At 60.2% G+C, this 24265-nt stretch carries 22 protein-coding genes; 7 read left to right on the top strand and 15 right to left on the bottom strand.

Annotated elements, in window-relative coordinates; all coding sequences use genetic code 11:
• Positions 1 to 221: 221 nt before the first annotated feature.
• The 8 genes from pdxJ to lptF all read right to left on the bottom strand — a co-directional run bounded on the left by pdxJ (position 222) and on the right by lptF (position 8604).
• Entirely contained in the window at positions 222 to 968 is a 747-nt protein-coding gene (gene pdxJ / locus C4J83_RS05520; protein WP_119738534.1) for a pyridoxine 5'-phosphate synthase, read from the bottom strand.
• Between the two features lie 51 nt (positions 969 to 1019).
• Entirely contained in the window at positions 1020 to 1703 is a 684-nt protein-coding gene (gene recO, locus C4J83_RS05515; RefSeq protein WP_124416512.1) for a DNA repair protein RecO, read from the bottom strand.
• Positions 1704 to 1865: 162 nt separating this feature from the next.
• The gene (gene era, locus C4J83_RS05510; protein WP_005785147.1) at positions 1866 to 2768 is read right to left on the bottom strand and encodes a GTPase Era; all 903 of its coding nucleotides are present in this window, start codon (positions 2766 to 2768) and stop codon (positions 1866 to 1868) included.
• On the bottom strand, positions 2761 to 3450 hold the full coding sequence (gene rnc, locus C4J83_RS05505) for a ribonuclease III (protein ID WP_094951369.1): 690 nt from the start codon (positions 3448 to 3450) through the stop codon (positions 2761 to 2763). Before rnc ends, era begins: the two co-directional genes overlap by 8 nt.
• Before the next feature lie 152 nt (positions 3451 to 3602).
• Complete coding sequence (lepB, locus tag C4J83_RS05500; protein WP_106579465.1) at positions 3603 to 4457, bottom strand: signal peptidase I; 855 nt, start codon at positions 4455 to 4457, stop codon at positions 3603 to 3605.
• A gap of 5 nt (positions 4458 to 4462) precedes the next feature.
• On the bottom strand, positions 4463 to 6262 hold the full coding sequence (gene lepA, locus C4J83_RS05495) for a translation elongation factor 4 (protein ID WP_003210439.1): 1800 nt from the start codon (positions 6260 to 6262) through the stop codon (positions 4463 to 4465).
• A 151-nt stretch (positions 6263 to 6413) separates the two neighbouring features.
• Complete coding sequence (gene lptG / locus C4J83_RS05490) at positions 6414 to 7493, bottom strand: LPS export ABC transporter permease LptG (RefSeq protein WP_106579467.1); 1080 nt, start codon at positions 7491 to 7493, stop codon at positions 6414 to 6416.
• Positions 7486 to 8604: an LPS export ABC transporter permease LptF gene (gene lptF / locus C4J83_RS05485; protein WP_106579468.1), complete on the bottom strand. Its 1119-nt coding sequence runs from the start codon at positions 8602 to 8604 to the stop codon at positions 7486 to 7488. The genes lptG and lptF overlap by 8 nt, the downstream gene beginning before the upstream one ends.
• A gap of 282 nt (positions 8605 to 8886) precedes the next feature.
• On the opposite strand from lptF, the gene C4J83_RS05480 reads away from it, so the two are divergent.
• The 5 genes from C4J83_RS05480 (at position 8887) to rlmF (ending at position 15565) form a co-directional block, all read left to right on the top strand.
• Positions 8887 to 10377 carry a leucyl aminopeptidase gene (locus C4J83_RS05480; RefSeq protein ID WP_106579469.1) on the top strand — a complete coding sequence of 497 codons (1491 nt, stop codon included), beginning with the start codon at positions 8887 to 8889 and terminating at the stop codon, positions 10375 to 10377.
• 51 nt (positions 10378 to 10428) lie between these two features.
• Entirely contained in the window at positions 10429 to 10857 is a 429-nt protein-coding gene (locus C4J83_RS05475) for a DNA polymerase III subunit chi (RefSeq protein ID WP_119738528.1), read from the top strand.
• 7 nt (positions 10858 to 10864) lie between these two features.
• Positions 10865 to 11251, top strand: a complete 387-nt coding sequence (locus C4J83_RS05470) for a DNA polymerase III subunit chi (protein ID WP_106579471.1) — start codon at positions 10865 to 10867, stop codon at positions 11249 to 11251.
• 211 nt (positions 11252 to 11462) lie between these two features.
• Complete coding sequence (locus tag C4J83_RS05465; RefSeq protein WP_124416511.1) at positions 11463 to 14309, top strand: valine--tRNA ligase; 2847 nt, start codon at positions 11463 to 11465, stop codon at positions 14307 to 14309.
• Between the two features lie 236 nt (positions 14310 to 14545).
• Positions 14546 to 15565: a 23S rRNA (adenine(1618)-N(6))-methyltransferase RlmF gene (gene rlmF, locus C4J83_RS05460; RefSeq protein WP_119738524.1), complete on the top strand. Its 1020-nt coding sequence runs from the start codon at positions 14546 to 14548 to the stop codon at positions 15563 to 15565.
• Positions 15566 to 15681: 116 nt separating this feature from the next.
• Here the strand turns inward: rlmF and C4J83_RS05455 are convergent, their stop codons facing one another.
• The gene (locus C4J83_RS05455; protein WP_003188840.1) at positions 15682 to 15963 is read right to left on the bottom strand and encodes an HU family DNA-binding protein; all 282 of its coding nucleotides are present in this window, start codon (positions 15961 to 15963) and stop codon (positions 15682 to 15684) included.
• A gap of 394 nt (positions 15964 to 16357) precedes the next feature.
• Between C4J83_RS05455 and yejK the strand changes: the two genes are divergently transcribed.
• On the top strand, positions 16358 to 17362 hold the full coding sequence (yejK, locus tag C4J83_RS05450) for a nucleoid-associated protein YejK (RefSeq protein WP_106579474.1): 1005 nt from the start codon (positions 16358 to 16360) through the stop codon (positions 17360 to 17362).
• The gene (locus tag C4J83_RS05445; protein ID WP_119738521.1) at positions 17362 to 17712 is read left to right on the top strand and encodes a glutaredoxin family protein; all 351 of its coding nucleotides are present in this window, start codon (positions 17362 to 17364) and stop codon (positions 17710 to 17712) included. The genes yejK and C4J83_RS05445 overlap by 1 nt, the downstream gene beginning before the upstream one ends.
• 139 nt (positions 17713 to 17851) lie before the next feature.
• Here C4J83_RS05445 and C4J83_RS05435 read toward each other — a convergent pair whose 3' ends face one another.
• The 6 genes from C4J83_RS05435 to C4J83_RS05410 all read right to left on the bottom strand — a co-directional run bounded on the left by C4J83_RS05435 (position 17852) and on the right by C4J83_RS05410 (position 24138).
• Positions 17852 to 20092 (bottom strand): TonB-dependent receptor, encoded by a 2241-nt coding sequence (locus tag C4J83_RS05435; protein WP_106579476.1) that lies wholly within the window; start codon positions 20090 to 20092, stop codon positions 17852 to 17854.
• A 285-nt stretch (positions 20093 to 20377) separates the two neighbouring features.
• On the bottom strand, positions 20378 to 21355 hold the full coding sequence (locus C4J83_RS05430) for a FecR family protein (RefSeq protein WP_124416510.1): 978 nt from the start codon (positions 21353 to 21355) through the stop codon (positions 20378 to 20380).
• Positions 21352 to 21930, bottom strand: coding sequence for an RNA polymerase sigma factor (locus C4J83_RS05425; RefSeq protein ID WP_119738517.1), 579 nt, complete (start codon positions 21928 to 21930; stop codon positions 21352 to 21354). Before C4J83_RS05425 ends, C4J83_RS05430 begins: the two co-directional genes overlap by 4 nt.
• A 7-nt stretch (positions 21931 to 21937) precedes the next feature.
• Positions 21938 to 22264: a DUF3325 domain-containing protein gene (locus C4J83_RS05420; protein WP_119738515.1), complete on the bottom strand. Its 327-nt coding sequence runs from the start codon at positions 22262 to 22264 to the stop codon at positions 21938 to 21940.
• Positions 22265 to 23839 carry a PepSY-associated TM helix domain-containing protein gene (locus tag C4J83_RS05415; protein ID WP_124416509.1) on the bottom strand — a complete coding sequence of 525 codons (1575 nt, stop codon included), beginning with the start codon at positions 23837 to 23839 and terminating at the stop codon, positions 22265 to 22267.
• Entirely contained in the window at positions 23836 to 24138 is a 303-nt protein-coding gene (locus C4J83_RS05410; RefSeq protein WP_106579481.1) for a DUF3649 domain-containing protein, read from the bottom strand. Before C4J83_RS05410 ends, C4J83_RS05415 begins: the two co-directional genes overlap by 4 nt.
• Positions 24139 to 24265 lie beyond the last annotated feature (127 nt).

The following is a 24265-nucleotide window of genomic DNA, read 5'->3' as shown; positions in this document are numbered from 1 at the left end:
GATACACCTGACCCGGCTAAACAGTAAGGCTTCGCATTGCCGCATGGCTGAATTCAAAGGGTTTGGCTGGGTAACCACAACTCTGGACACACCGAAAATCACTGTGGGAGGGGGCTTGCCCCCGATTGCAGTGGGTCAGCTACAGAGAGGCTGACTGACACACCGCTATCGGGGGCAAGCCCCCTCCCACATGTTGATCTTCAGTGATTTTTAGACTGTGCTCACTTGGAGCTGGCAGCAGCCAGAATCAGCGCTTTCATCTCGGCCACTGCGCCTTTGAAACCGACGAACAGCGCGTGCGCCACCAGCGCGTGGCCGATGTTGAGTTCGTTGATGCCCTTGATCGCAGCCACGGCTTCGACGTTGTGGTAGTGCAAACCATGGCCGGCGTTGACGATCAGGCCTTCATTGAGGCCGCACGTTACGCCGTCGATAATGCGCTGCAGTTCGTCAGCGACTTCGGTGGGTGTGGTGGCATCGGCATAGCGGCCTGTGTGCAGTTCGATGGCCGGCGCGCCAACACGGCGCGAGGCTTCGATCTGACGCTCGTCGGCGTCGATGAACAGCGAGACTTCGCTGCCGATCTTCGACAGGCGCTCCACCGCAGCCTTGATCCGCGCTTCCTGGCCGGCGACATCGAGGCCGCCTTCGGTGGTGAGCTCCTGGCGCGTTTCGGGCACCAGGCAGATATGCGCCGGGCGGATGCGTTCAGCGAACGCCATCATTTCTTCGGTGACGCCCATTTCGAAGTTCATGCGGGTTTGCAGCACGTCCTTGAGCAGCAACACATCGCGCTCCTGGATGTGGCGGCGGTCCTCGCGCAGGTGCACGGTGATGCCGTCGGCGCCCGCTTCCTCGGCGTCCAGCGCAGCCTTGACCGGATCAGGGTAACGGGTGCCCCGGGCCTGGCGCAGGGTAGCGACGTGGTCGATGTTGACGCCAAGAAGAATGCGATTGCTGGTGCTCACGGAAGCGCTCCTGAAAAGGGAAAGAAACGCCGCACAGCATACACGGGGTTGTCAGGGCTTTCGAAACAACTCGCGACTGACCAGCGGCCGCCCGCCCAAGTGCACGGCGAGCGCCTGGCGCATCAAGCGCTTGGCCGCAGACAAGGCGCCAGGGGCAGTCCAGTCGGCTTCGCTCATGGCCAGCAACTCGGTGCCCTGGAACAGGCCGGGTTGCAGCAGGTAAACACGTTCCAGGCCGGCGTCGACTTGCAGGCGGTACATGCCGTCTGCGGCGATGGGGTCGCCGTGCAGGTCGTTGCTCAGTTCAAAACCGTAGCCCAGGTCGTCGAGCAGGCGCCATTCGAAGGCGCGCAGCAGCGGTTCCAGCGGGCGACCTTCGGCCAGCGCAATGAGCGTCGCGGCGTAGTGATCGAAGACCCCAGGGTGTGGGTCTTCGGCGGGCAGCAGGCGGATCAGCAGCTCGTTGAGGTACAGGCCGCTGAACAGGGCTTCACCATTGAGCCAGGCGGAGTTGCCGACACTTTCCAGACGACCGACGTTTTTCAGCTCGCCCTTGCCACGAAACTCCACGTCCAGGGCCACGAACGGCCGTGCCAGCGTACCCGCCTTGCCCCGCGCGCTGCGCAAGACTGCGCGCAGGCGGCCTTGGGGCGTGAGGAAGTCCACCAACGCGCTGGTCTCGCGGTAGGCGCGGCTGTGCAGGACGTAGGCGAGTTGGCTGATGGGTTGGGACATGGATGCTCACTGCTGCAATGCATTTTTGAAAACTACACAAACCTAATGTGGGAGGGGGCTTGCCCCCGATGGCAGTGTGTCAGTCACTTTTTGTTAACTGACCCACCGCTATCGGGGGCGAGCCCCCTCCCACATTTTCAGCCCTGTGGTGTATTCAAGACCCTACAGGTCGCCGTAGCCCAGGGAGCGCAGCGCGCGCTCGTCATCCGACCAACCACCCTTAACCTTCACCCACAGGTTGAGCATGATCTTGGAATCAAACAGCAATTCCATGTCCTTGCGCGCTTCGGTGCCGATGCGCTTGATGCGCTCGCCCTTGTCGCCAATGATGATTTTCTTCTGGCCGTCACGCTCGACGAGGATCAGCGCATGAATATGCAGGGTTTTGCCCTGCTGCTTGAACTCTTCGATTTCGACGGTGATCTGGTACGGCAGCTCGGCGCCCATCTGGCGCATGATTTTCTCGCGCACCAGTTCAGCGGCGAGGAAACGGCTGCTGCGGTCGGTGATCTGATCTTCCGGGAAGAAGTGCTCGTTCTCGGGCAGGTAACCCGCGATCACGCGCTCCAGGGCCTCAAGGTTGTGACCGTGCTGGGCCGAGATCGGCATGATCTGGGCGTTCGGCAGTTGCTCTTGCAGCCAGGTCAGGTGCGGCATCAGCTCGGCTTTGTCCTCGATGCGGTCGGTCTTGTTCAGCGCGACGATCAACGGGCCGGTGACGTACTGCACGCGCTCAAGAACCATCTGGTCTTCGTCGGTCCACTTGGTGCGGTCAACCACGAAGATCACCACGTCGACGTCTTTCAACGCCGCCGAAGCGGTCTTGTTCATGTAGCGGTTAAGTGCCTTCTCGCCACCTTTGTGCATGCCCGGGGTATCAACATAGACCGCTTGCACGTTGCCTTCGGTCTTGATGCCCAGCATGTTGTGACGGGTGGTCTGCGGCTTGCGCGAAGTGATCGCAAGCTTCTGGCCCAGGATGTGGTTCAGCAGCGTGGACTTGCCCACGTTCGGACGGCCGACGATGGCAACATAGCCACAGCGTGTTGCGGTTGAATCAGTCATGGCCATTCTCCACGCCCAGGGCAATCAGTGCTGCAGCGGCCGCTACCTGTTCGGCAATACGACGGCTCACACCCTGACCTCGGCTTTTTTCATTCAATAAGGTGATTTCACATTCCACGAAGAATACGCGGCAATGCGGCTCACCCTGGATATCCACCACTTCGTAGCGTGGCAGTTCACAACCGCGCGACTGCAGGAATTCCTGCAAGCGGGTTTTGGGATCTTTGTTGGTGTCGACCAGCGTCAGGCTCTCGATCTCCGAAGCCAGCCAGGCCACCACGCGCTCTTTGGCCGTCTCCATGCCTGCATCCAGGTAGATCGCACCGATCAACGCTTCGAGGGCATCAGCCAGGATCGACTCGCGACGAAAACCACCGCTTTTCAGTTCACCGGAACCCAGGCGCAAGTATTCGCCCAGGCCGAAACCGCGGGCCAGCACGGCCAGGGTCTCGCCTTTCACCAGCCGCGCACGCAAGCGTGACAGCTGGCCTTCGCGCGCTTGCGGGAAACGCTCGAACAGCGCCTCACCGGCGGCGAAGTTGAGGATGGCATCACCGAGAAATTCCAGGCGCTCGTTATTACGCCCTGCAAAACTGCGGTGTGTGAGGGCAAGGACCATCAATTCCTGGTCCTTGAAGGTGTAGCCGAGCTGACGCTCGAGACGACTTAGAGAAACGGTCACGGTTTATCCATATCTAGTTGGTGGCACCGGCGGCCATCGACGATTGACGCAGTGTTCAAATTCAAATCCTGGTTGGTGCCGCATGAGGCCGGACGACGCATTGTCCGAACCCCAGAAAAGCATTCGGCGCTGTGTTCACAGCGCCGCCTGTATTACTTGATCAGCCCGACCCGCGAGAAGTTCGGCAGGTGGCTGAGTTTGGGTTCCGGCCAACTCATCCAGACCGCAAAGGCCTTGCCGACAATGTTCTCGTCGGGAACCATGCCCAGCAGGTCCTTGGGAATATTGGGGTCATCCCAGTAACGGCTGTCGTTGGAGTTGTCGCGGTTGTCGCCCATCATGAAGTAGTGCCCGGCAGGCACTTTCCATTCGCCATCAGGCATCGCACGGTAGCGGCTCATTTCCTTACGGATCTCGTGCTCTACCGCACCGAGTTTTTCCTGGTACAGCTCGGCGCTGCCCAAGGTGTTCGGTTCGGCGCCGATCAGTTTCTCGGCCACCGACTCACCATTGATGAACAGACGCTTGTCACTGGTGTAGCGGATCACGTCGCCCGGCAGCCCGACGACACGCTTGATGTAGTTGACGTTCGGGTCGCTTGGGTAGCGAAACACCATCACATCGCCGCGCTGCGGGTCACCGACCGGGATGACTTTCTTGTCGAGCACCGGCAGGCGGATCCCGTAGGAAAACTTGTTCACCAGGATGAAGTCGCCCACGTCCAGGGTCGGTTTCATCGACCCCGAAGGGATTTGAAACGGCTCCACCAGGAACGAACGCAGCACCAGCACGATGAACAACACCGGGAAGAACGACTTGCCGTATTCAACCAGCAGAGGCTCTTTGTTCAGCTTCTCGACCACCACCGCATCGGGCTGGCTGACGCTGCCCTGATAGGAAGCGATAGCCGCCCGCCGACGCGGGGCGAAGAACACCAGATCGAGCAACGCCAGGAGACCGCAAACGGCAACGGCGATGACCAGCAACAGCGGGAAATTTAGTGACATAGGACCTAACTATCCAACCTGAGCACCGCAAGGAAGGCTTCTTGTGGAATTTCCACGTTGCCCACTTGCTTCATGCGTTTTTTACCGGCCTTTTGCTTCTCAAGCAGCTTGCGCTTACGGCTTACGTCACCGCCGTAGCATTTGGCCAGTACGTTCTTTCTGAGAGCCTTGACGGAGGTCCGTGCAATGATCTGCCCGCCAATGGCGGCCTGGATCGCGACGTCGAACATCTGGCGCGGAATCAGTTCTTTCATCTTTTCGGTCAACTGCCGACCTTTGTAGTGCGCGTTGTCCTTGTGCACGATCAGTGCCAGTGCATCTACCTTGTCGCCGTTGATCAGCACATCCAGTTTCACCAGATTAGCCGATTGGTAACGATCGAAATGGTAATCCAGCGAAGCATAGCCGCGACTGGTGGATTTGAGACGGTCGAAGAAGTCCAGGACCACTTCGTTCATCGGCAAATCGTAGGTCACTTGCACCTGGGTACCGAGGAACAACATGTCGTGTTGTACGCCACGTTTTTCGATACACAGGGTAATGACGTTGCCCAGGTGTTCCTGCGGCACAAGAATATTGGCCCGCACGATCGGCTCGCGCATGTCCTCGATGGAGGACAGATCCGGAAGCTTGGACGGGTTGTCGACGTAAATCGTTTCACCGGTTTTCAGCGCCAGCTCAAAAATAACCGTTGGCGCGGTGGTGATCAGGTCCAGGTCGTATTCGCGCTCAAGGCGCTCCTGGATGATCTCCATGTGCAGCATGCCCAGGAACCCGCAGCGGAAGCCAAAGCCCAGCGCGTCGGAGCTTTCCGGGGTGTACTGCAACGACGAGTCGTTGAGCGTCAGCTTCTGCAGGGCTTCGCGGAAGTCTTCGAAGTCGTCGGAGCTGACCGGGAACAGGCCGGCGTAAACCTGCGGCTGGATGCGTTTGAAACCCGGCAGCACGTCTACATCAGGGGTGGAGCTCAAGGTCAGGGTGTCACCGACCGGTGCACCGTGAATGTCTTTGATGCCGGCGATGATGAAGCCCACTTCACCGGCTTTCAGGTCGGTGGTGGCGGTGTGTTTCGGGTTGAACACGCCGACGCTGTCGACCAGGTGGATCTTGCCGGTGGACTTGACCAGGATCTTGTCGCCCTTCTTCACACGGCCGTGGCGTACACGTACCAGGGAAACAACGCCCAGGTAGTTGTCGAACCAGGAGTCGATGATCAACGCTTGCAGCGGATCTTCGTAGTTGCCGGTAGGTGCGGGGATGGTCTTGACCAGGCGCTCGAGCACTTCGTCGACGCCCAGGCCGGTCTTGGCGCTGCACTCGACGGCGTCGGTGGCGTCAATGCCGATGATCTTCTCGATCTCTTCTTTGACCCGGTCCGGATCGGCCTGAGGCAGGTCGATCTTGTTCAGCACCGGCATCACTTCCAGGCCTTGCTCGATGGCGGTGTAGCAGTTGGCCACGGACTGGGCTTCGACGCCCTGGCCCGCGTCCACTACCAGCAACGCACCTTCACAGGCCGCCAGGGAACGGCTGACTTCATAGGTGAAGTCAACGTGGCCCGGGGTGTCAATGAAGTTGAGCTGGTACTTGATACCGTCTTTGGCGGTGTAGTACAGGGTAACGCTGTGCGCCTTGATGGTGATCCCGCGCTCGCGCTCGAGGTCCATGGAGTCCAGTACCTGGGCCTCCATTTCACGCTCGGCAAGGCCGCCGCACATCTGGATGAATCGATCGGCCAGCGTCGACTTACCATGGTCAATGTGGGCGATGATGGAGAAATTGCGGATATGACTCAAATCACTCACGGATCAACACTCAAAAAGGCTGCAGGCAGATTGCCCGCTGAAAAATAGCCGGGAATTGTACCTGATGCTCAGGCCAGACGTCATCTTTGCTGACCAGAACAAAAATGCCCCGATCTCTCGAACGGGGCATTTTTTGTTCATAAGCGCAGTATCAACCCGCGCGGCGCAACAGCCAGAACCCGGCCAGGGCGCAAATCGCTGTCGGCACCAGCACCGCAAACAGCGGCGAGAAACCGAACACCAGGCTCGACGGACCGAGCAAGTCCTGGGCGATACGGAAGGTAAAGCCCACCAGTACGCCGGTGAACACCCGCTGACCTAGGGTCACGGAACGCAACGGGCCGAAGATGAACGAGATCGCCATCAATACCAGCGCGGCGGTGACCACCGGCTGCAGCACCTTGACCCAGAACGCCAGCCAGTAGCGGCCATTATTCAGGCCCTGATCCTTGAGGTAGTGGATATAGCTCCACAAACCGGTAATCGGCAGGCTCTCCGGGATCATCACCACCGTGTTGAGCAGTTCGGGCTTCAGGGCGATATCCCATTGCTCGCTCGGCACATTGATCACTTCGGTGCTGGCCTTGGTGCCCTGGCCGACATTGCGGAAATACGTGGTGGTGACGTCACTCAACGTCCATTTCTCGGCGTCGTATTGCGCGCGCCTGGCGAAACTGGAGGTCAGCATGTGCCGTTCCTTGTCGAACGTATAACGCGTCACACCCACCAACAAGCCGCCCGGCTGCACGGCGTTGATGTGGATGAACTCATCCCCCTGACGGTGCCAGAGGCCGTGCTTGGCGCTTTGCGCATCCCCCGAGCCCTGGGCCAGGGCGCGATTGGCCTGAGCGGTGGCTTCGGCCGGCGGCGCCACGTACTCGCCGATCAGCACGCTGCACGCCATCAGCAGGAGCATGGGCTTCATTACCGCCCAGACAATACGCCCGATCGATACACCGGCGGCGCGCATGATGGTCAGTTCGCTGCTGCTGGCCAGGCTGCCCAGCCCGATCAGGCAACCGATCAGCGCGGCCATCGGCATCATGTCGTAGAGCCGGCGCGGCGCAGTCAGCGCCACGTAACTCAACACATCCATGACGGTGTAGGTGTCGGTGACGTTGCCCACTTCGTCAATAAAGGCGAACAACGAGGCCAGGCCGAGAATAATGCCCAATACCGCCAGAATGGCGATCAGTACGCTGCTACCAATGTAGCGATCGAGCTTAGCCACGAGCCAACTCCTTCAGGCCACGACGGCTCTTCATTTTCAAACGGATAGGTTCCCAGTAGAGCAGCCCCAGGCCGATCAACAGGAAGATCCCGTGCACGCCCCACAGGCCGAGGGCCGGCGACAACTTGCCTTTTTCCATGGAACCACGGGCGGAAATCAGCAGGGTCAGGTAGGCCATGTACAACAGAATTGCCGGCAACAGCTTGAGGAAACGACCCTGACGCGGGTTGACGCGCGACAGCGGCACGGCCATCAACGTCACGATAAATACCAGCAGCGGCAGCGACAGCCGCCATTGCAGCTCGGCGATGGAGCGCAGTTCCTTGTTGTTGAACAGCGACGACGTCGGCAGCGCATCGCGGTCAGTGACCTCTTCGCTGATGTCTGGCCTGGCAAGCATGACGCCATAAGTGTCGTACTTGATCGCCCGATAATCGGCGAGGCCAGGGCTGCCGTCGTAGCGGTAGCCATTTTCCAGGATCAGGTAACGGCTGCCATCAGGTCGTACTTCCTGGCGTCCGCTGTTGGCCACCAGAATCGAAATGCCACGGTCTTTCTGGTTCTGCCCGAGATTTTTCTGCGAAATAAACACGCCGCCCAGGTTGGCACGGTCATCCGTCATGGTCTCGGTGTAGGTCACCCGCGTGCCATCGTTCAGCGCTTGAAAGCGCCCAGGCTCAAGGGTGTCGAACTCAGTCATCGCATCCTGCTTGTTCAGCAGCAGCTGGAACTGCATGGCGCCCTGAGGCGCCAGGCTCATGCTCAGCCATGCCACCACCAGGGCAACGCCGGTGGCCGGCACCATGGTCATGGCCAGCAGACGCTGCTGGCTCATGCCGGTGGCCGACAGCACAGTCATTTCACTCTCAAGGTACAGCCGGCCATAGGCCAGCAAAATGCCGAGAAACAGGCCAAGTGGCAGGATCAGTTGCAAAAAGCCCGGCAGGCGAAAGCCCATGATCAGGAACAGCGAGCCCGGATCCAGAGCACCCGAAGCGGCCTGGGCCAGGAATTTGACGAAACGACCACTCATGGTGATGACCAGCAATACCGCACTCACGGCACTCAGGGTCAACAGGACTTCGCGGGACAGATAACGGAAGACGATCAAACCAGACACTCCAGGGTTGTCAGGCTAAGGCGGCCAAACAAGCAAGCATACCGAGTCGACCCGTTTGCACGGGCCGGCTAAAAAGATGGCGCATTATCCTGTGATTGACCGCGCCTGTCACGGTGCTTGCTCATACGCGTGCACAAAGCACGCGGCAAGGGTTGTCAGGCTCCGCCGGCGAGGTTCAAACTGCGGCCTTTGTCGCTGGCGGTTTACAGAGCTGCCACGCTTTAAAGCCTGGGTACAGACTCAGGCTCACAGACCTTTATAAGGGACCCGAAAATGGAATTGGTTGTAAAAAGCGTTAGCCCCGAAACGTTGAAAACCGCCACCCTCGTGGTCGCTGTCGGCGAAGGCCGCAAGCTCGGCGTCGCCGCCAAGCAACTGGATGAACTCAGCGGTGGCGCCATCAGCGCCGTGCTCAAGCGCGGCGACCTGGCCGGCAAAGTCGGCCAAAGCCTGCTGCTGCAGAGCCTGCCCAACCTTAAAGCCGACCGCGTATTGCTGGTGGGCGTTGGCAAGGACGCCGAACTGGGCGACCGTCCGTTCCGCAAGATCATCAGCGGCATTCTCAACACCCTCAAGGGCCTGGGCGGCAGCGATGCAGCCCTGGCTCTGGATGAAATCGTCGTAAAAGGCCGTGACAGCTACGGCAAGACCCGCCTGCTGGCCGAGAGCCTGGTGGATGGCAGCTACGTCTTCGACCAGTTCAAGAGCCAGAAAGCCGAACCGCGCGCCCTGAAAAAAATCACCCTGCTGACCATCAAGGCCGCCCAGGCTGAAGTCGAACGCGCCGTGACCCACGCCCAGGCCATCGCCGCCGGCATGTCGTTCACCCGCGACCTGGGCAACCTGCCGCCGAATATCTGCCACCCGACTTACCTGGGCGAACAAGCCAAGGCGCTGGGCAAAGAATTCAAGGGCCTGAAGGTTGAGGTGCTGGACGAGAAAAAAATCAAGGACCTGGGCATGGGCTCCTTCTATGCCGTGGGCCAGGGCAGCGACCAGCCGCCACGCCTGATCGTGATGCAATACAACGGCGGCAAGAAGTCCGAGAAGCCTTACGCGCTGGTCGGCAAAGGCATCACCTTCGACACCGGCGGCATCAGCCTCAAGCCGGGCGCAGGCATGGATGAGATGAAGTACGACATGGGCGGCGCCGCCAGCGTGTTCGGCACCCTGCGTGCCGTGCTCGAGCTCAAGCTGCCGATCAACCTGGTGTGCATCCTGGCGTGTGCCGAGAACATGCCGAGCGGCGGCGCGACCCGTCCTGGCGATATCGTCACCACCCTGAGCGGCCAGACCGTCGAAATCCTCAACACCGACGCCGAAGGCCGTCTGGTGCTGTGCGATGCGCTGACCTACGCCGAACGCTTCAAGCCCCAGGCCGTGATCGACATCGCCACCCTGACCGGTGCCTGCGTGGTTGCCCTGGGCGCCCACACTTCGGGCCTGCTGGGCAACAACGACGAGTTGATCGAGCAACTGCTCAGCGCCGGCAAGGCTGCCGACGACCGCGCCTGGCAACTGCCGCTGTTCGATGAATATCAAGAGCAGCTGGACAGCCCGTTCGCCGACATCGCCAATATCGGCGGCCCGAAAGCCGGCACCATCACTGCGGCCTGCTTCCTGTCGCGCTTTGCCAAGAACCTCAACTGGGCTCACCTGGACATCGCCGGCACGGCGTGGACCAGCGGCGGCAAGGACAAGGGCGCCACTGGCCGTCCGGTGCCACTGCTGACCCAATACCTGCTGGACCGCGCCAAAGCCTGAAACTGAAGATTCCGGGGCGGCCCTCACGCCGCTCCGGTCTCAGGAACCGCAATGACCCAAGTCGACTTCTATATATTGCCCAGCGCCGATCCTTCCGCGCGCCTGGACTTTGCCTGCAAGCTCACCGAAAAAGCCTGGCGCATGGGCCACCGCATCTACCTGCATTGCAGCGATAGCGCCCAACGTGACGACCTCGATGCGCGCTTATGGCGCTTCAAGGGTGAAAGCTTCGTGCCGCACGGCCCTGCCGAGTCCGAACCCGAAGGCCTGGTTGTGCTGGGCCTGGGTGACAGCTGCGGCGATCACAAAGACCTGTTGGTCAACCTGGACCTGAAAGTACCCGCCTTTGCCAAGGCATTTGCCCGTGTGGCAGAAGTGGTGGTGGAAGATCCGGCTATTCGTCAGGCCGCGCGGGAGAGTTTCCGTTTCTACCGCGAACAGGGCTATTCTCTGCAGGATCACCGGCTACAACGACTTTGAGTACATGATGGACACGCCAAACCCTATAAAAAAAGACGACCACCTGCTGGACGACCTCGAGTCGATCCGTCAGTTGCTCGGTGATGATGGCTTGCAACCGCCGCTGCTGACCGAAACGGTCGACGCCGAGGTACAGATTCCGCTGTTGTTCGACATGGTCAGCGGCAAGCCCGTTGCGCCTGAGCCTGTCGCTGCCGCTCCCGTGGCACAGCCCGCACCCGCCGCAGAAAAAGCGCCCGACGCCTTGCTGCTGCATCTGGACAATGAGTTGCGCGCCGCTGCGCAGTTGATCATGCAGGATGTGATCGACGACTTTGCCCCGCATATCGAAACCGAGATCAAACGCCGCCTGGATGCGCGCATGGAGCGGTTGCTCAGCCAATATCAGTCCTGAGCCACACCTGGCTCTACCGTGGGAGGGGGCTTGCCCCCGATAGCGCCGGGTCAGCCAGCTTATCCGCCACTGACCCACTGCTATCGGGGCAAGCCCCCTCTCACATTTGCTTGGCGTACGCCTCAAGCCTGTCTTCGCCTCGCCCTGCGCCCTATCCCCCGTTATACTTGCCGGCTTTCCTGAATTAATGCCAACTAGGGTCCCGCCGCGCATGGATAAGACCTACCAGCCGCACGCTATTGAAACTTCCTGGTACGAGACCTGGGAGTCCGAGAATTATTTCGCTCCGCAAGGCGCGGGTGATTCCTACACCATCATGATTCCGCCACCGAACGTCACTGGCAGCCTGCACATGGGCCATGGCTTCAACAATGCGATCATGGATGCGTTGATCCGTTTCCGCCGCATGCAGGGCCGCAACACCCTGTGGCAACCGGGCACCGACCACGCCGGTATCGCCACCCAGATGCTGGTGGAACGCCAACTCGAAGCCACCGGCCAGAACCGTCATGACCTGGGTCGCGAGAAATTCCTGGAAAAAATCTGGGAATGGAAAGACCAGTCCGGCGGCAACATCAGCCGTCAGATCCGTCGCCTGGGCTCGTCCGTAGACTGGAGCCGTGAGCGCTTCACCATGGACGACGGCCTGTCGGAAGCCGTGAAAGAAGCCTTCGTGCGCCTGCACGAAGACGGCCTGATCTACCGCGGCAAGCGTCTGGTCAACTGGGACACCAAGCTGCACACGGCGATTTCCGACCTCGAAGTGGAAAACCACGACGAGAAAGGCTTCCTGTGGAACCTCAAGTACCCGCTGGCCGATGGCGCCAAGACCGCCGAAGGCAACGACTACCTGATCGTCGCCACCACTCGTCCGGAAACCATGCTGGGCGACGCCGCCGTCGCGGTTAACCCGAACGACAAGCGCTACCAGGCACTGATCGGCAAGTTCGTCGAACTGCCGCTGGTGGGCCGTCGCATCCCGATCATCGCGGATGATTACTGCGACCCTGAATTCGGCACCGGCTGCGTGAAAATCACCCCGGCCCACGATTTCAACGACTACGAAGTCGGCAAGCGCCACAACCTGCCGCTGCTGAACATCTTCGATAAAAACGCCGCTGTTCTGCCGGCCTGCCAGGTATTCAACCTCGACGGCACGCTGAACGAGAGCATCGACGGCAAGATCCCGGCCGAATACGCCGGTCTCGACCGTTTTGAAGCGCGCAAGCAGATCGTGGCTGCGTTCGACGCTGCGGGTTTGCTGGTGAGCGTTGACGACCACGCACTGAAAGTGCCGAAAGGCGACCGCTCCGGCACCGTCATCGAGCCGTGGCTGACCGACCAGTGGTACGTGTCCACCAAGCCTTTGGCTGAACCTGCGATTGCCGCCGTGGAAGACGGCCGTATCCAGTTCGTGCCCAAGCAGTACGAAAACATGTACTTCTCGTGGATGCGTGACATCCAGGATTGGTGCATCAGCCGTCAGCTGTGGTGGGGCCACCGGATTCCGGCCTGGTACGACGAGTCGGGCAAGGTCTACGTTGGCCGCGACGAAGCCGAAGTACGCGCCAAGCACAACCTCGGCCCGGACGTGGCGCTGCAACAGGACAACGACGTACTGGACACCTGGTTCAGCTCGGGCCTGTGGACATTCTCCACACTCGGCTGGCCGCAACAGACCGAGTTCCTGAAAAAATTCCACTCCACCGACGTGCTGGTCACCGGCTTCGACATCATTTTCTTCTGGGTTGCCCGGATGATCATGCTCACCATGCATTTGGTGAAGAACGAAGACGGCACGCCGCAAGTGCCGTTCAAGACCGTGTACGTGCACGGCCTGGTGCGTGATGGCCAGGGCCAGAAGATGTCCAAGTCCAAGGGTAACGTCCTGGACCCGCTGGACATCATCGACGGCATCGACCTGGAAACCCTGGTGCAGAAACGCACCTCGGGCCTGATGCAGCCGAAACTGGCGAAGAAGATCGAGAAGCAGACCCGCGACGAGTTCGCCGACGGCATTGCCAGCTACGGCACTGACGCCCTGCGCTTCACCTTCTGCTCGCTGGCGTCCACCGGTCGCGACATCAAGTTCGACATGGGCCGCGTCGAAGGCTATCGCAACTTCTGCAACAAGATCTGGAACGCCGCGCGCTACGTGCTGGATAAAGGCGAAGACTGCGGCCAGAACGGCGAAGCCTATGAGCTGAGCCTGGCTGATCGCTGGATCATCTCGCAGTTGCAGCGCACTGAAGCCGAAGTGACCCGCCAGCTCGACCAGTTCCGTTTCGACCTGGCCGCACAAGCCTTGTACGAGTTCATCTGGAACCAGTATTGCGACTGGTACCTGGAACTGTCCAAGCCTGTGCTGTGGGACGAAAACGCGCCGATCGAACGCCAGCGTGGCACCCGCCGCACCCTGGTGCGCGTGCTTGAAGTGGCCCTGCGCCTGGCGCACCCGTTCATGCCGTTCATCACCGAAGAAATCTGGCAGCGCCTCGCGCCGCTGGCCGGTATCGAAGGCAAGACCATCATGTTGCAGCCTTGGCCGGTGGCCAACGAAGCGCGCATTGATGAGGCGGCCGAAAGCGATATCGAATGGCTCAAGACCTTGATGCTCGGCACGCGCAACATCCGCGCCGAGATGAACATCGGGCCGGGCAAGCCATTGGCGGTGTTCGTGAAGAATGCCAGCGCCGAAGATCAGCGTCGCCTCACCGAGAACGATGCGCTGCTCAAGAAACTGGCAAAACTGGAGTCGATCACCGTATTGGCTGATGGCGCCGAAGCACCGCTGTCCGCGACTGCGTTGGTCGGCGACATGGAAGTGCTGGTGCCGATGGCTGGCCTGATCGACAAGGGCGCGGAACTGGCCCGTCTCGACAAGGAAATTGGCCGCCTGCAAGGCGAAGTGCAGCGAGTGGGCGGCAAGCTGTCCAACGCGGCGTTCGTCGACAAGGCGCCGGCTGAAGTGATCGACAAAGAACGCGCCAAGCTGGCCGAGGCTGAACAGGCCTTGAGCAAGCTGGCGGAGCAACATGCGCGGATTTCCAGCCTGTAAGGTGAACCCCGTGTAAAAAAGAGGCCTTCGGGCCTCTTTTTTTTGCCGGGAGTTTTCCAATCCTTGCTGGCGATCCAGTCAATGTGGGAGGGGGCTTGCCCCCGATGGCGGTGTATCAGTCTGAATATTTTTGACTCTCACACCGCAATCGGGGGCAAGCCCCCTCCTACATTTGCCCGAGAGGGTCTCAGGATGTGTGACAATGCCCACCACTTTGAGCCAACACCAGAATCAACATGACCGCCCCCAGCACACCTAAACCCCCGCGCAAGAAGCCTAAATCCGCCGCCCCGGCCAAACCCGTGGCACCGCGCAAAGAGGCAACCCTGCACCCGCGCAACCGCCACACAGGCCGTTACGACTTCCAGGCGCTGATCAAGACCACGCCGGAACTGGCGCAATTTGTGATCATCAACCCGTACGGCAAAGAGAGCATCGACTTTGCCAGCCCGGACGCAGTGCGGGTGTTCAACCGGGCGCTGTTGAAGGCGTTCTATGGCATCCAGCATTGGGACATTCCGGCGGACTACCTGTGCCCGCCGGTGCCGGGGCGCGCCGATTACGTGCACTTCCTGGCCGACCTGCTGGCCAGCGTCAACGACGGCAAGATCCCGCGCGGCTCAATCGTCAAGGTGCTGGACATCGGCATGGGCGCCAACTGCGTCTACCCGTTGATTGGGTATATGGAGTACCGCTGGAACTTCCTCGGCTCCGAAGTCGACCCTATTGCGGTGTCCGCCGCCAAGGCCATCGTACAGTCCAATGACCTGAGCAAAGTTATCCAACTGCGTCAGCAACCCAACCCCAAGCAGATCCTGCTGGGCCTGCTGGAGCCGGGCGAACGCTTTGACCTGACCATGTGCAACCCGCCGTTCCACGCGTCCATGGAAGAGGCTACCAAAGGCAGCGAGCGTAAGTGGCGCGCCCTGGGCAAGGCCGACCCCAAGCGCAAGTTGCCGGTCCTGAACTTCGGTGGCCAGTCGGCGGAGCTGTGGTGTGAGGGCGGCGAAGCGCGCTTCGTCACGCAACTTATCGCCGAAAGTGCGCACTTTGCCCACAAGGTGCTGTGGTTCAGCACCCTGGTGTCAAAAGCGTCGAACTTGCCCGCGATACAGACAGCCCTCAAAAAAGCCGGCGTCCTTGAGAGCCAGGTAGTGGAAATGTCCCAGGGCCAGAAGCAAAGCCGCTTCGTGGCCTGGACCTTCCAGACCAAGAACGAGCAGCAGATCTGGCGTCAGCGCTGGGTGCGCGACTGAACCAGTGGCGAGGGCGCTTGCTCCCTCGCCCCGGCTGAACCGCCACTGCAGTCAAATCGCAGGCAACAAAAAACCGTGCCCGGATTGCTCCGGAGCACGGTTTTTTTTGCTGCGTCTTACTTGTTAACAGCGTCGGTCAGGCCTTTGGCCACAACCAGCTTGATAACTTTCTTGGCAGCGATTTCGATGGCAGCGCCAGTCGAAGGGTTACGGCCAGTACGGGCTGGACGCTCAGTCACTTTCAGTTTGCCAACGCCTGGCAGAGTGATTTCGCCGCCGTTTTCCAGCTGATCAGCAACAACTTGGCTCAGTTGGTCCAGCAGAGCGCGCACGGTAGTTTTCGGTGCGTCTACTGCTTCAGCCAGGTCAGCGATCAGTTGGTCTTTAGTAATAGCCATTGTGGTGTTCCTTCCCTATCAAATTCATATGGATTGCAGAGTGCAGTGTCAGCCGTCGAGCCTGACCGTCAAGGCCTGGCACCCCCGGCCATAACCACGGGATCGGGGTTATAGATGCTTGAAACGGGGATTGGTTCGACCTGACAGATGCTGAATGCACGCTTAACGCCGAGTCTTGGCGTAAGACGGGGCAAAACTAGCACAGAGACGGGGAAATATCCGCCTCAACATACCCATTTGGTCAGCTTTATCGCTCTAAACCGTGAAAAAAAGGCATATAGCCCGTGGGAGGTCGCCCAAAACAGCCTTCCAAGCGCGTCATGGCCAATGGGTGCGGTACACTGGCGACTTTTTGGGGAGGCTTACCGCTCCCCTTCAACCAGCCGAGAAGCCTATGCCGATCCGTCACTGCATCGTCCACCTGATCGACAAAAAACCCGACGGCACACCCGCAGTTCTGCATGCGCGCGATTCGGAGCTTGCCGAGTCGGCCGCCATCGAGAACATGCTTGCCGACCTCAACGAGAGCTACAACGCCAAACAAGGCAAGGCCTGGGGTTTCTTCCACGCCGAGTCCGGCGCGCACCCGTTCAGCGGATGGTTGAAGGAATATTTCGACGGCAGTCAGGATTTCACCCGTTTCAGCCGCACGGCGGTCGAGCACCTGCAAAAGCTGATGGAGGAGTCCAACCTGTCCACCGGCGGCCACGTGTTGTTTGCCCACTACCAGCAAGGCATGACCGACTACCTGGCGATCGCCCTGCTGCACCACAGCGAAGGCGTGGCGGTGACCGATGAGCTGGACGTGACCCCCTCGCGCCACCTGGACCTGGGCCAACTGCACCTGGCGGCGCGGATCAACGTGTCCGAGTGGCAGAACAACAAGCAATCCAAGCAGTACATCTCGTTTATCAAGGGCAAAAACGGCAAGAAGGTCTCGGAATACTTCCGCGACTTTATCGGCTGCCAGGAAGGCGTCGACGGCCCGGGCGAAACCCGTACCCTGCTCAAAGCGTTCAGCGACTTTGTCGAGAGCGAAGACCTGCCCGACGAATCTGCCCGCGAAAAAACCAAAACCCTGGTGGACTACGCCAGCAGCCAGGCCAAACTCGGCGAGCCCATGGGCCTGGAAGAACTTTCGGGATTGATCGATGAAGATCGGCCAAAAGCGTTCTACGACCATATCCGCAACAAGGATTACGGCCTGTCGCCGGAAATCCCGGCAGACAAACGCACCCTCAACCAGTTCCGCCGCTTCACCGGTCGCGCCGAAGGCTTGTCCATCAGTTTTGAAGCGCACCTGTTGGGCGACAAGATCGAGTACGACGAAGCCGCCGGCACTTTGATCATCAAAGGCCTGCCGACCCAACTGACTGACCAGCTCAAGCGCCGTAACTGATGCTCGGCGGGGTCTTCAAGAAAGTCCTGTTGGTGTTGCTGGTCGTGGTGGTGATCCAGAACTGGGGCAAGATCGAGCGGCTGTTCAACCCCTCGCAGGTGGTTTCAGAGCAAGTGCGCACATCGGCGCGTGTCGTGCTCTATTCCACCGAGTGGTGTGGCTACTGCAAGCAGATCCGACGTTTTCTGGACCAGAAAGGCATTCCGTACCAGGCGCTGGACATTGAGAAGGATGCCCAGGCGCGCACAACCTATGAGGCATTGGGCGGTGGCGGGATTCCGTTTGTGGACGTGAACGGCACGCTGATTCGCGAGTTCAACCCTGAGGCGATCATGGCCGCGTTGAAATAGCTGATCTGCAAAACACTGCAGAACTAATGTGGGGACGGGCTTGCTCGCGAAAGCGGAGTGTCAGTTGTTACCTGTATTGACTGATCCACCGCCTTCGCGGGCAAGCCCGCTCCCACATTTTGCTCTGCGCCAGCCTGAGTTAGAAGTTGGCTTCCAGCGACACCATCGCCGTGCGCTCTTCCCCCACGTTGTAAAACGCCGTACTCGGCGCCAGGCCGTTAACCGGTACCGAGTTGAACGCCACAGTGCGCGCCGAGCTCAGGTATTCCTTGTCGAATACGTTGAGCATCGAAAACCGCAGGGTCGCCGACTTGATGACTTTCTTGTCCACCGGCAAGTAAATACCGGCGTTCAGGTCAAACACGGTGCGGCCTTCAATTTTTTCCTTGTTGGTCAAATCGCCATAAAAACTGCCGACGTATTTGCCTGCCGCGTTGGCGTAGAAACGCGAGTCGTCATAACCGAACACCAGGTTGAACATGTTTTCCGGCACGTTGGCCAATTGCTTGCCCGAGGTAGGCAACAGCACATTCTTGCTGAGCAAATCGTCTTGCTGCTCGGACTTTGTGTAGGTGTACGAGGCGTAGTAGTTGAAGTTATGCGGCAACAAACCGCTCCACTCCAGTTCCAGGCCTTTGTTATCCACGCTGCCGACGTTGAGCACCATGTAGTCGCCGGCAGAGTCGGTGGTCGACACCTGGCGATCCTTGAAGCTGATGTAGAACAGAGTCGCGCTCAACGCCATGTCATCTTCGGTGTAGCGCCAGCCCAGTTCCTGGTTCCAGCTCAACTCAGACTTGAGGCTGACCGAGTCGCCCTTGTTGTACAGCACGTAGTTGGGCGGCGTGCGCATGTTGCGGGTGACGTTGTAGAAGGTCTGGTTGCTTTCGTCGACCTGGTACTTGGCGCTGAAACTCGGCAGGAACTGGTGATAACGGGTGTTACGTTTTTCTGGCTTGTCGTACAGGCTGCCCAAGTTGTTACCGTCACGCTCGACATATTGGTATGCCACGCCGCCGACAAAACTCAGGTCCGGCGTGGCCTGCCAGCTGTCCTGCACCCAGAGTTTCTGCGACGGGGTGACGGTGTAATAGTGGCGGCCCTGGACTGTCGCGCCGTTCTTGTCGACGACCTGCCCGCCGCTGTTGTAATCGCCCCACACATCATCGGGCGCGCCTTCGCGGTTGATGCCGATAAATGGCTGGGTCTGGCGCTGGCGTGCGCGTTCATACCAGTAGCCATAGTCCAGGCTGTGTTCTTCGTTGATGTCCCATTTCATTTTCGCGGTGACGCCAGGGCGCCAGGTTTCGGTCCACGATGGCCGGTAATAGTTGGCCGATTGCAGGTTGCTCAGGTTGTAGTTGCCGGCTTTATCAGACTTCGGCCCCAGGTTCGATGCGGTCTGGCCGCTGAAGCTGCCACCGTTGGCCCAGTAGTAATAGGGTGTGACCGTCAGCGCCAGGTTGTCCTGCAACTGCCAGCGCTGGGTGAGCGTGGCGTTGACGCTTTCGAACGGGTTGCGATTGAGCTTGTAGGACGAGGACAGCAAGCCCGACTTGTACACCGGCGTTTGCGAGTAGTCCTTGCGGCGTCCGTCAGTCTCGAACTGCGACTTGCTCAAGGTGTTGTAGTTGTAGTTTTCCTGGTTGTTGTACTTCACTGTCGCCAGGGTCGAGTTGCCATTGCCGTCTTCGAACAGGCTGCTCCACTCGACTTTGTCACTGCGCAGCGTACCTTTGCCGCGCCACTTGTCACCCTCCAGGTGAGAGGCCGACACCCAGCTCTTGAGGCCGCCAAAATCGCCCGTGTTCACCCGCACGAACGTCTTGCGCAGGTCATTGGCACCGACGATCTGTTTGGCAAACAGCCCGGACTCTTTGGTCGGGCGAATCGTGATCATGCCGATGTTGCCGCCACTGGAGCCGATATGCGGGCCATCCGCCTCGGAGGAGCCCTGGGTGGCAAATACTTCGGCGAGGTTTTCCGGGTCGCCGAGTTGGTTTGAATACACGCTGTAGTTGCCCGAGTCGTTGATCGGCACGCCGTCGACGGACACCCCGACCTGGTCCGAGCTCATGCCCCGCATGGTGAAGTTGGTGCCGCTGGTGCCGCTGGCGTCGTCGCTGGATACGTTGATGCCCGGCGTGTATTTAAGCTTGTCGATGGCGTTGGCGGTCGCGGACATTTCGTCCATGGCTTCCTTGGTTACCGTCGACCGCGCCTTGGCACTTTCTTCGCGAATCATGTGCCCATTGCCCAGGGTTTGTTTGCCGGCAACATTCACCGAACCGACATCCTGAGTGGTGTCTGCCAAAACCAGCGGCGCAAAGCTACCTAGGCCCGATGCTAAAAGCAGGGCAGAGAGTGTGTTGATCGTCACGAGTAGATCCCTTACGTGCATCTATCTGTTGTTATGGAGGGAGGTACTGGCTGTCAGAACCGGGTGAACGGCGACGCCAATCTTCCTGACCACCTGCTCAGGAATCCGGGGATCATCCTCGGCCCGTGTAACGGTTTGGTGACAAGTTTTGGCAATTGGGATGAAGGTTAAATGAACGATCTACAGGCACCGGGATACCTGGCCTACAGCGCCCTGTAAAAAACCGGCAAGAGGAATTTTTTGAAAAAATCGTCACGCTGAAAGTGACGATCGAAGCATTCGTGTCTAGCGCAATACAATCATGCGACCCAGCACAGCGTGTTGTTCAAAACCCAGAACGGCCTGCAAGGCACTCAAAACTGCCAAGGGGTCCTTGCTTGGGAAACTGCCACTGACGCGCCTGGCGCCCATCTCGTCGTTGAGCAGAAGGATCCTGCCCGGGTAGTAGCGGCCAAGGTCCCTGACCACATCCGCCAACGGCACCTTGTAGTAGTTGAGCCAGCCATCGCGCCATGCCAGACGTGATTCGCAGTCGACCGCGTGCAGGGGATCGGCCACACCGTCGGCGTAGGCCACTTGCTGGCCTGCCGTAAGAATTTGCTGTTGGCCCTGGCGTGACGGTGTGACACCCACGCGGCCGGACAGCACCGTCACCTGAGCGCCGGCCGGTTGCAGGCGCACTTCAAACTGCGTGCCGAGCACTCGCGCTTCGCCACTGCCAGCCGCCACCACAAAGGGCTGGCCGGTGTGGGTCACGCTGAAAAACCCCGCCCCGCGGCGCAACTGAATGTGGCGCTCGCCGTGGCTGAAGTCGACGGCAATGGCGCTGTCGGCATCCAGAGTGACTTGGGATTGATCGGCCAGGGTCACGGTCTGCACCTGCCCCGGCGCCGTCACGTAATCAGCACCGAAGTCATCGACCCAGCGCGACGGCTGCCAGCCGGCGCCCATCGACACCATCACCAGCAGGCACGCGGCCGCGGCCAGGGCGCCGGACCAACGCACCGCACGCGAGCGCTTCGGGGGGTTCATCGCGTTGAGGTAGCCCTGCAAGGCCAAGGCCTCTTCGTCCGCCAGTTTGCGTGCCGGCACCTCGCTCAATTCCCACAACACCTGGGCCTGAGCATAGGCCTCGACATGCGCGGGGTCGGCACGCAACCAGCGGCTGAACGTGGCCTGGTCACCGCTGCTGGGCTGGTCATGCAACAAGCTCAACCATTCGAGTGCGGCCTGCTCCTGGGCGGGCGTGGGGGTGACGTTCACGGTGCTTTCCCTGGCGTGCGTGGGGACGAGGGTTCGCGAAGGCTGGCTTTGCAGGCTTCGAGGGCACGCATCATATGTTTTTCCACGGCACTTTGGGACAGCCCCATGGCCTGGGCAATTTGCGCATATTTGCGGCCGTGGATGCGGTTGAGCAGGAAAATCTGCCGAGTGCGCTCCGGCAGGCTGCGCAGGGCGGCTTCTACATGGCGCAGGTCATTGCCCGCTTCAAACGCCGCCTGGGGCTCGGAACCCTGGTTGTCTTGCTGCTCTGGCAACCAGCCCTCACTGCTGCGCACCCGGGCGCCTTCACTGCGCAAGTGATCAATGGCGATGTTGCCGGCGCAGCGCAACAAGTAGGTGCTGAGTTCTTCGACCTGCACCAGCGGCCGGCGCCAGAAGCGCAGGAACAGGTCCTGCACCAGGTCGGCCGCCGTCGCCCGGCAGCCTACGCGTCGGCTGACCAGCGCTTCCATCTGCGAGCGCTGCGACAAAAACACCTGCAGGAAATGCGCACGCCCACCGGCCGCATCGGTGTGCTGGCTGTCCTGGGATTCCGGTGGGGGGCTGATCATCATGGGAAGCTCAGAGTAAGGCGAACGCCGCAACAGGGCTGGCCAGCAGGCCGACGCCCGCCAGAATCAAGGCCAGCCTTGGCCGATATGGCAACAGCAACACCAGCAACAGTGCGCTGAGCATCAAAACGGCGCACCACTCCACCACCCCCTGCGCCCAATTCGAGGCCGCCACGGCCGGCCACATCGACAGCGCCAGCAGCAGCCAACCGGCCACACGCAACGTGAGGCGTCGGGGTGGTGAGGGTTTGCTGTGCAGCAATTCACCGTGATGGCGGTCGGTGGACAGGCACAGCGCGGTAAACCCGGCGTAGCACATCAACAGGGCGAGCAGCATTCAGTTCGCCTCCTGCTTGAGCGTCAGTCCACGTGCGCGTTCGGCCTTGAGCTGCGGCGCCGCGCGGCGCTGCATCTTCCAGGCCGCCCAGGTCAGGAACAGGCCGCTGGCCAGGCACGTCAGGTCGAAACCGGCCATGGCCCAATCACCGCTGGCCAGTGACACGCCCAAGTGCTGCGACGTGGTCAATGCGTTGAGCAGTGGAATGGCCACAAACAGCAAGGCGCCAAGGCTCAGTTGCTCAACCCAGCCCTGGCGGCCTCGACGCAGCACGGCATGCAACAGGCTCAGGCCCCAGGCAATAAAGAAGGTTTGCACTTCCCAGTCGGACCGCTCGGCGAAGCTCACCGGCAACAACCGGTTGGCCCAGAAAAACGCGGCGATGGCGATCATCAGCCCGGCCATACTGGCCATGTTCAGCACTTCAACCAGCCGCAGTTCAAACGGCATCGCAGCAGTTTTGGCGTGCTTGAGCTGGCGCTTGCCGAGCCAAATCACAAGGCCCGTGCCGATCATCGCCGTGCCCGCCAGCCCGCAGATAAAGTACAACCAACGCAGCACCGGGCCGGCGAAATGGCCCATGTGCAAGCCGTAGAAACTTCCGCCAATTGCCGCCGGCAACGACTGTTCACCGCTGACCCGCAACAACTCGCCGGTGGTGCCGTTGAACGACACGCTGCTGCCGAAATCGTGCACCACACGGTCGGCACCTGCGCGGACCACATTGACCGAGGCGTTCACATCGCCAGGGTTGTTGACCACCAAACGACCAACATGCCCACCCGCCCATTGCTGGCGCGCCTGCTCGTACATCGGCCCTAACGGCAGCAATACACCCGGCTGGCCGAGCGCCGGCGCGTTGTTGGTATTGGGGAACACTTCATTGAAAAACGCACGGCTGTCGTCGCCGTAGGAAGCCACGATCGGCGCGGGCATCACCATGCTCATGAAGATCACCAGACTGCTGTAGGTGATCATCAAGTGAAATGGCAGCACCAGCACGCCCACCGCGTTATGCCCGTCGAGCCAGGAGCGCTGGCCTTTGCGTGGGCGGAAGGTGAAGAAGTCCTTGAAGATTTTCTTGTGGGTGATGATGCCGGTGATCAGTGCGACAAACATCACCATCGCGGCGATGGTCGACAGCCAGCGCCCCCACGGGTAAGGCATCTGCAGCTGAAAGTGGAAGCGATAGAAGAACTCGCCGCCCATGCTTTCACGCGCCTGCACGGGCTGGCTGGTGACGGGATCGAGGACTTTCTGGATGAAGTTGCCGCGTTTGCCGGGGTCGACCTTGTCTTGCCACATCACCGACAGGCCGGGATCGCGGCTGTCCGGCAGGGTGATAAACCAGCGCGCGGCATTGGGCGCCTGTTGCTGCAGATAGGTTTGGGCGGCGGCGAGGCTACGCGCGTCATCCAACGGATAAGCCTGCACTTCGGGCTGCATCCAATGGGTAATTTCGTCCTTGAAATAGGACAAGGTCCCTGTCAGGAAAATCGCAAACAGCAGCCAGCCAAAAATCAGTCCAGCCCAGGTGTGCAACCAGGCCATCGCCTGGCGAAAGCCCTCTTTCATGTGCGCGTCATCCACAAACCGATGCCCGCCAGCGTGGCAAACATCGCACTCGGCAGCATCACGCCAAACCAGGCTCGCCCTGCCGTGCGGCAGGCAAAACACCAGATTACCGCCAGCAGATAGAACACAAACGAACTCATCATCCCGGTGATCACCGCGTCGGCGCGGGACGTGGGCATCCACAACGCCAGGCAGACGGCTGCCAGGGACGCCATCAGGTAACCGCCGACCACGGCAGCCAGCACGCGCGAAGTTACGGCGAGGCGATAGACAACGGGAAGTGAGGGTTTGCTTTTCATGCGGGAGGCGCCAGGGTCATCAGCGCGCAATATTAATGATAAATATTCTCATAAGCAAAAGAGAACAGATGAATCACCGGTCCTGACGGATTGCCGAACCTCGTCACGCGCCCTACAATGCGAACAA

Source organism: Pseudomonas sp. LBUM920 (assembly GCF_003852315.1).
Lineage (GTDB): Bacteria > Pseudomonadota > Gammaproteobacteria > Pseudomonadales > Pseudomonadaceae > Aquipseudomonas.
This window is presented reverse-complemented; position numbering and strand designations above follow the sequence as displayed.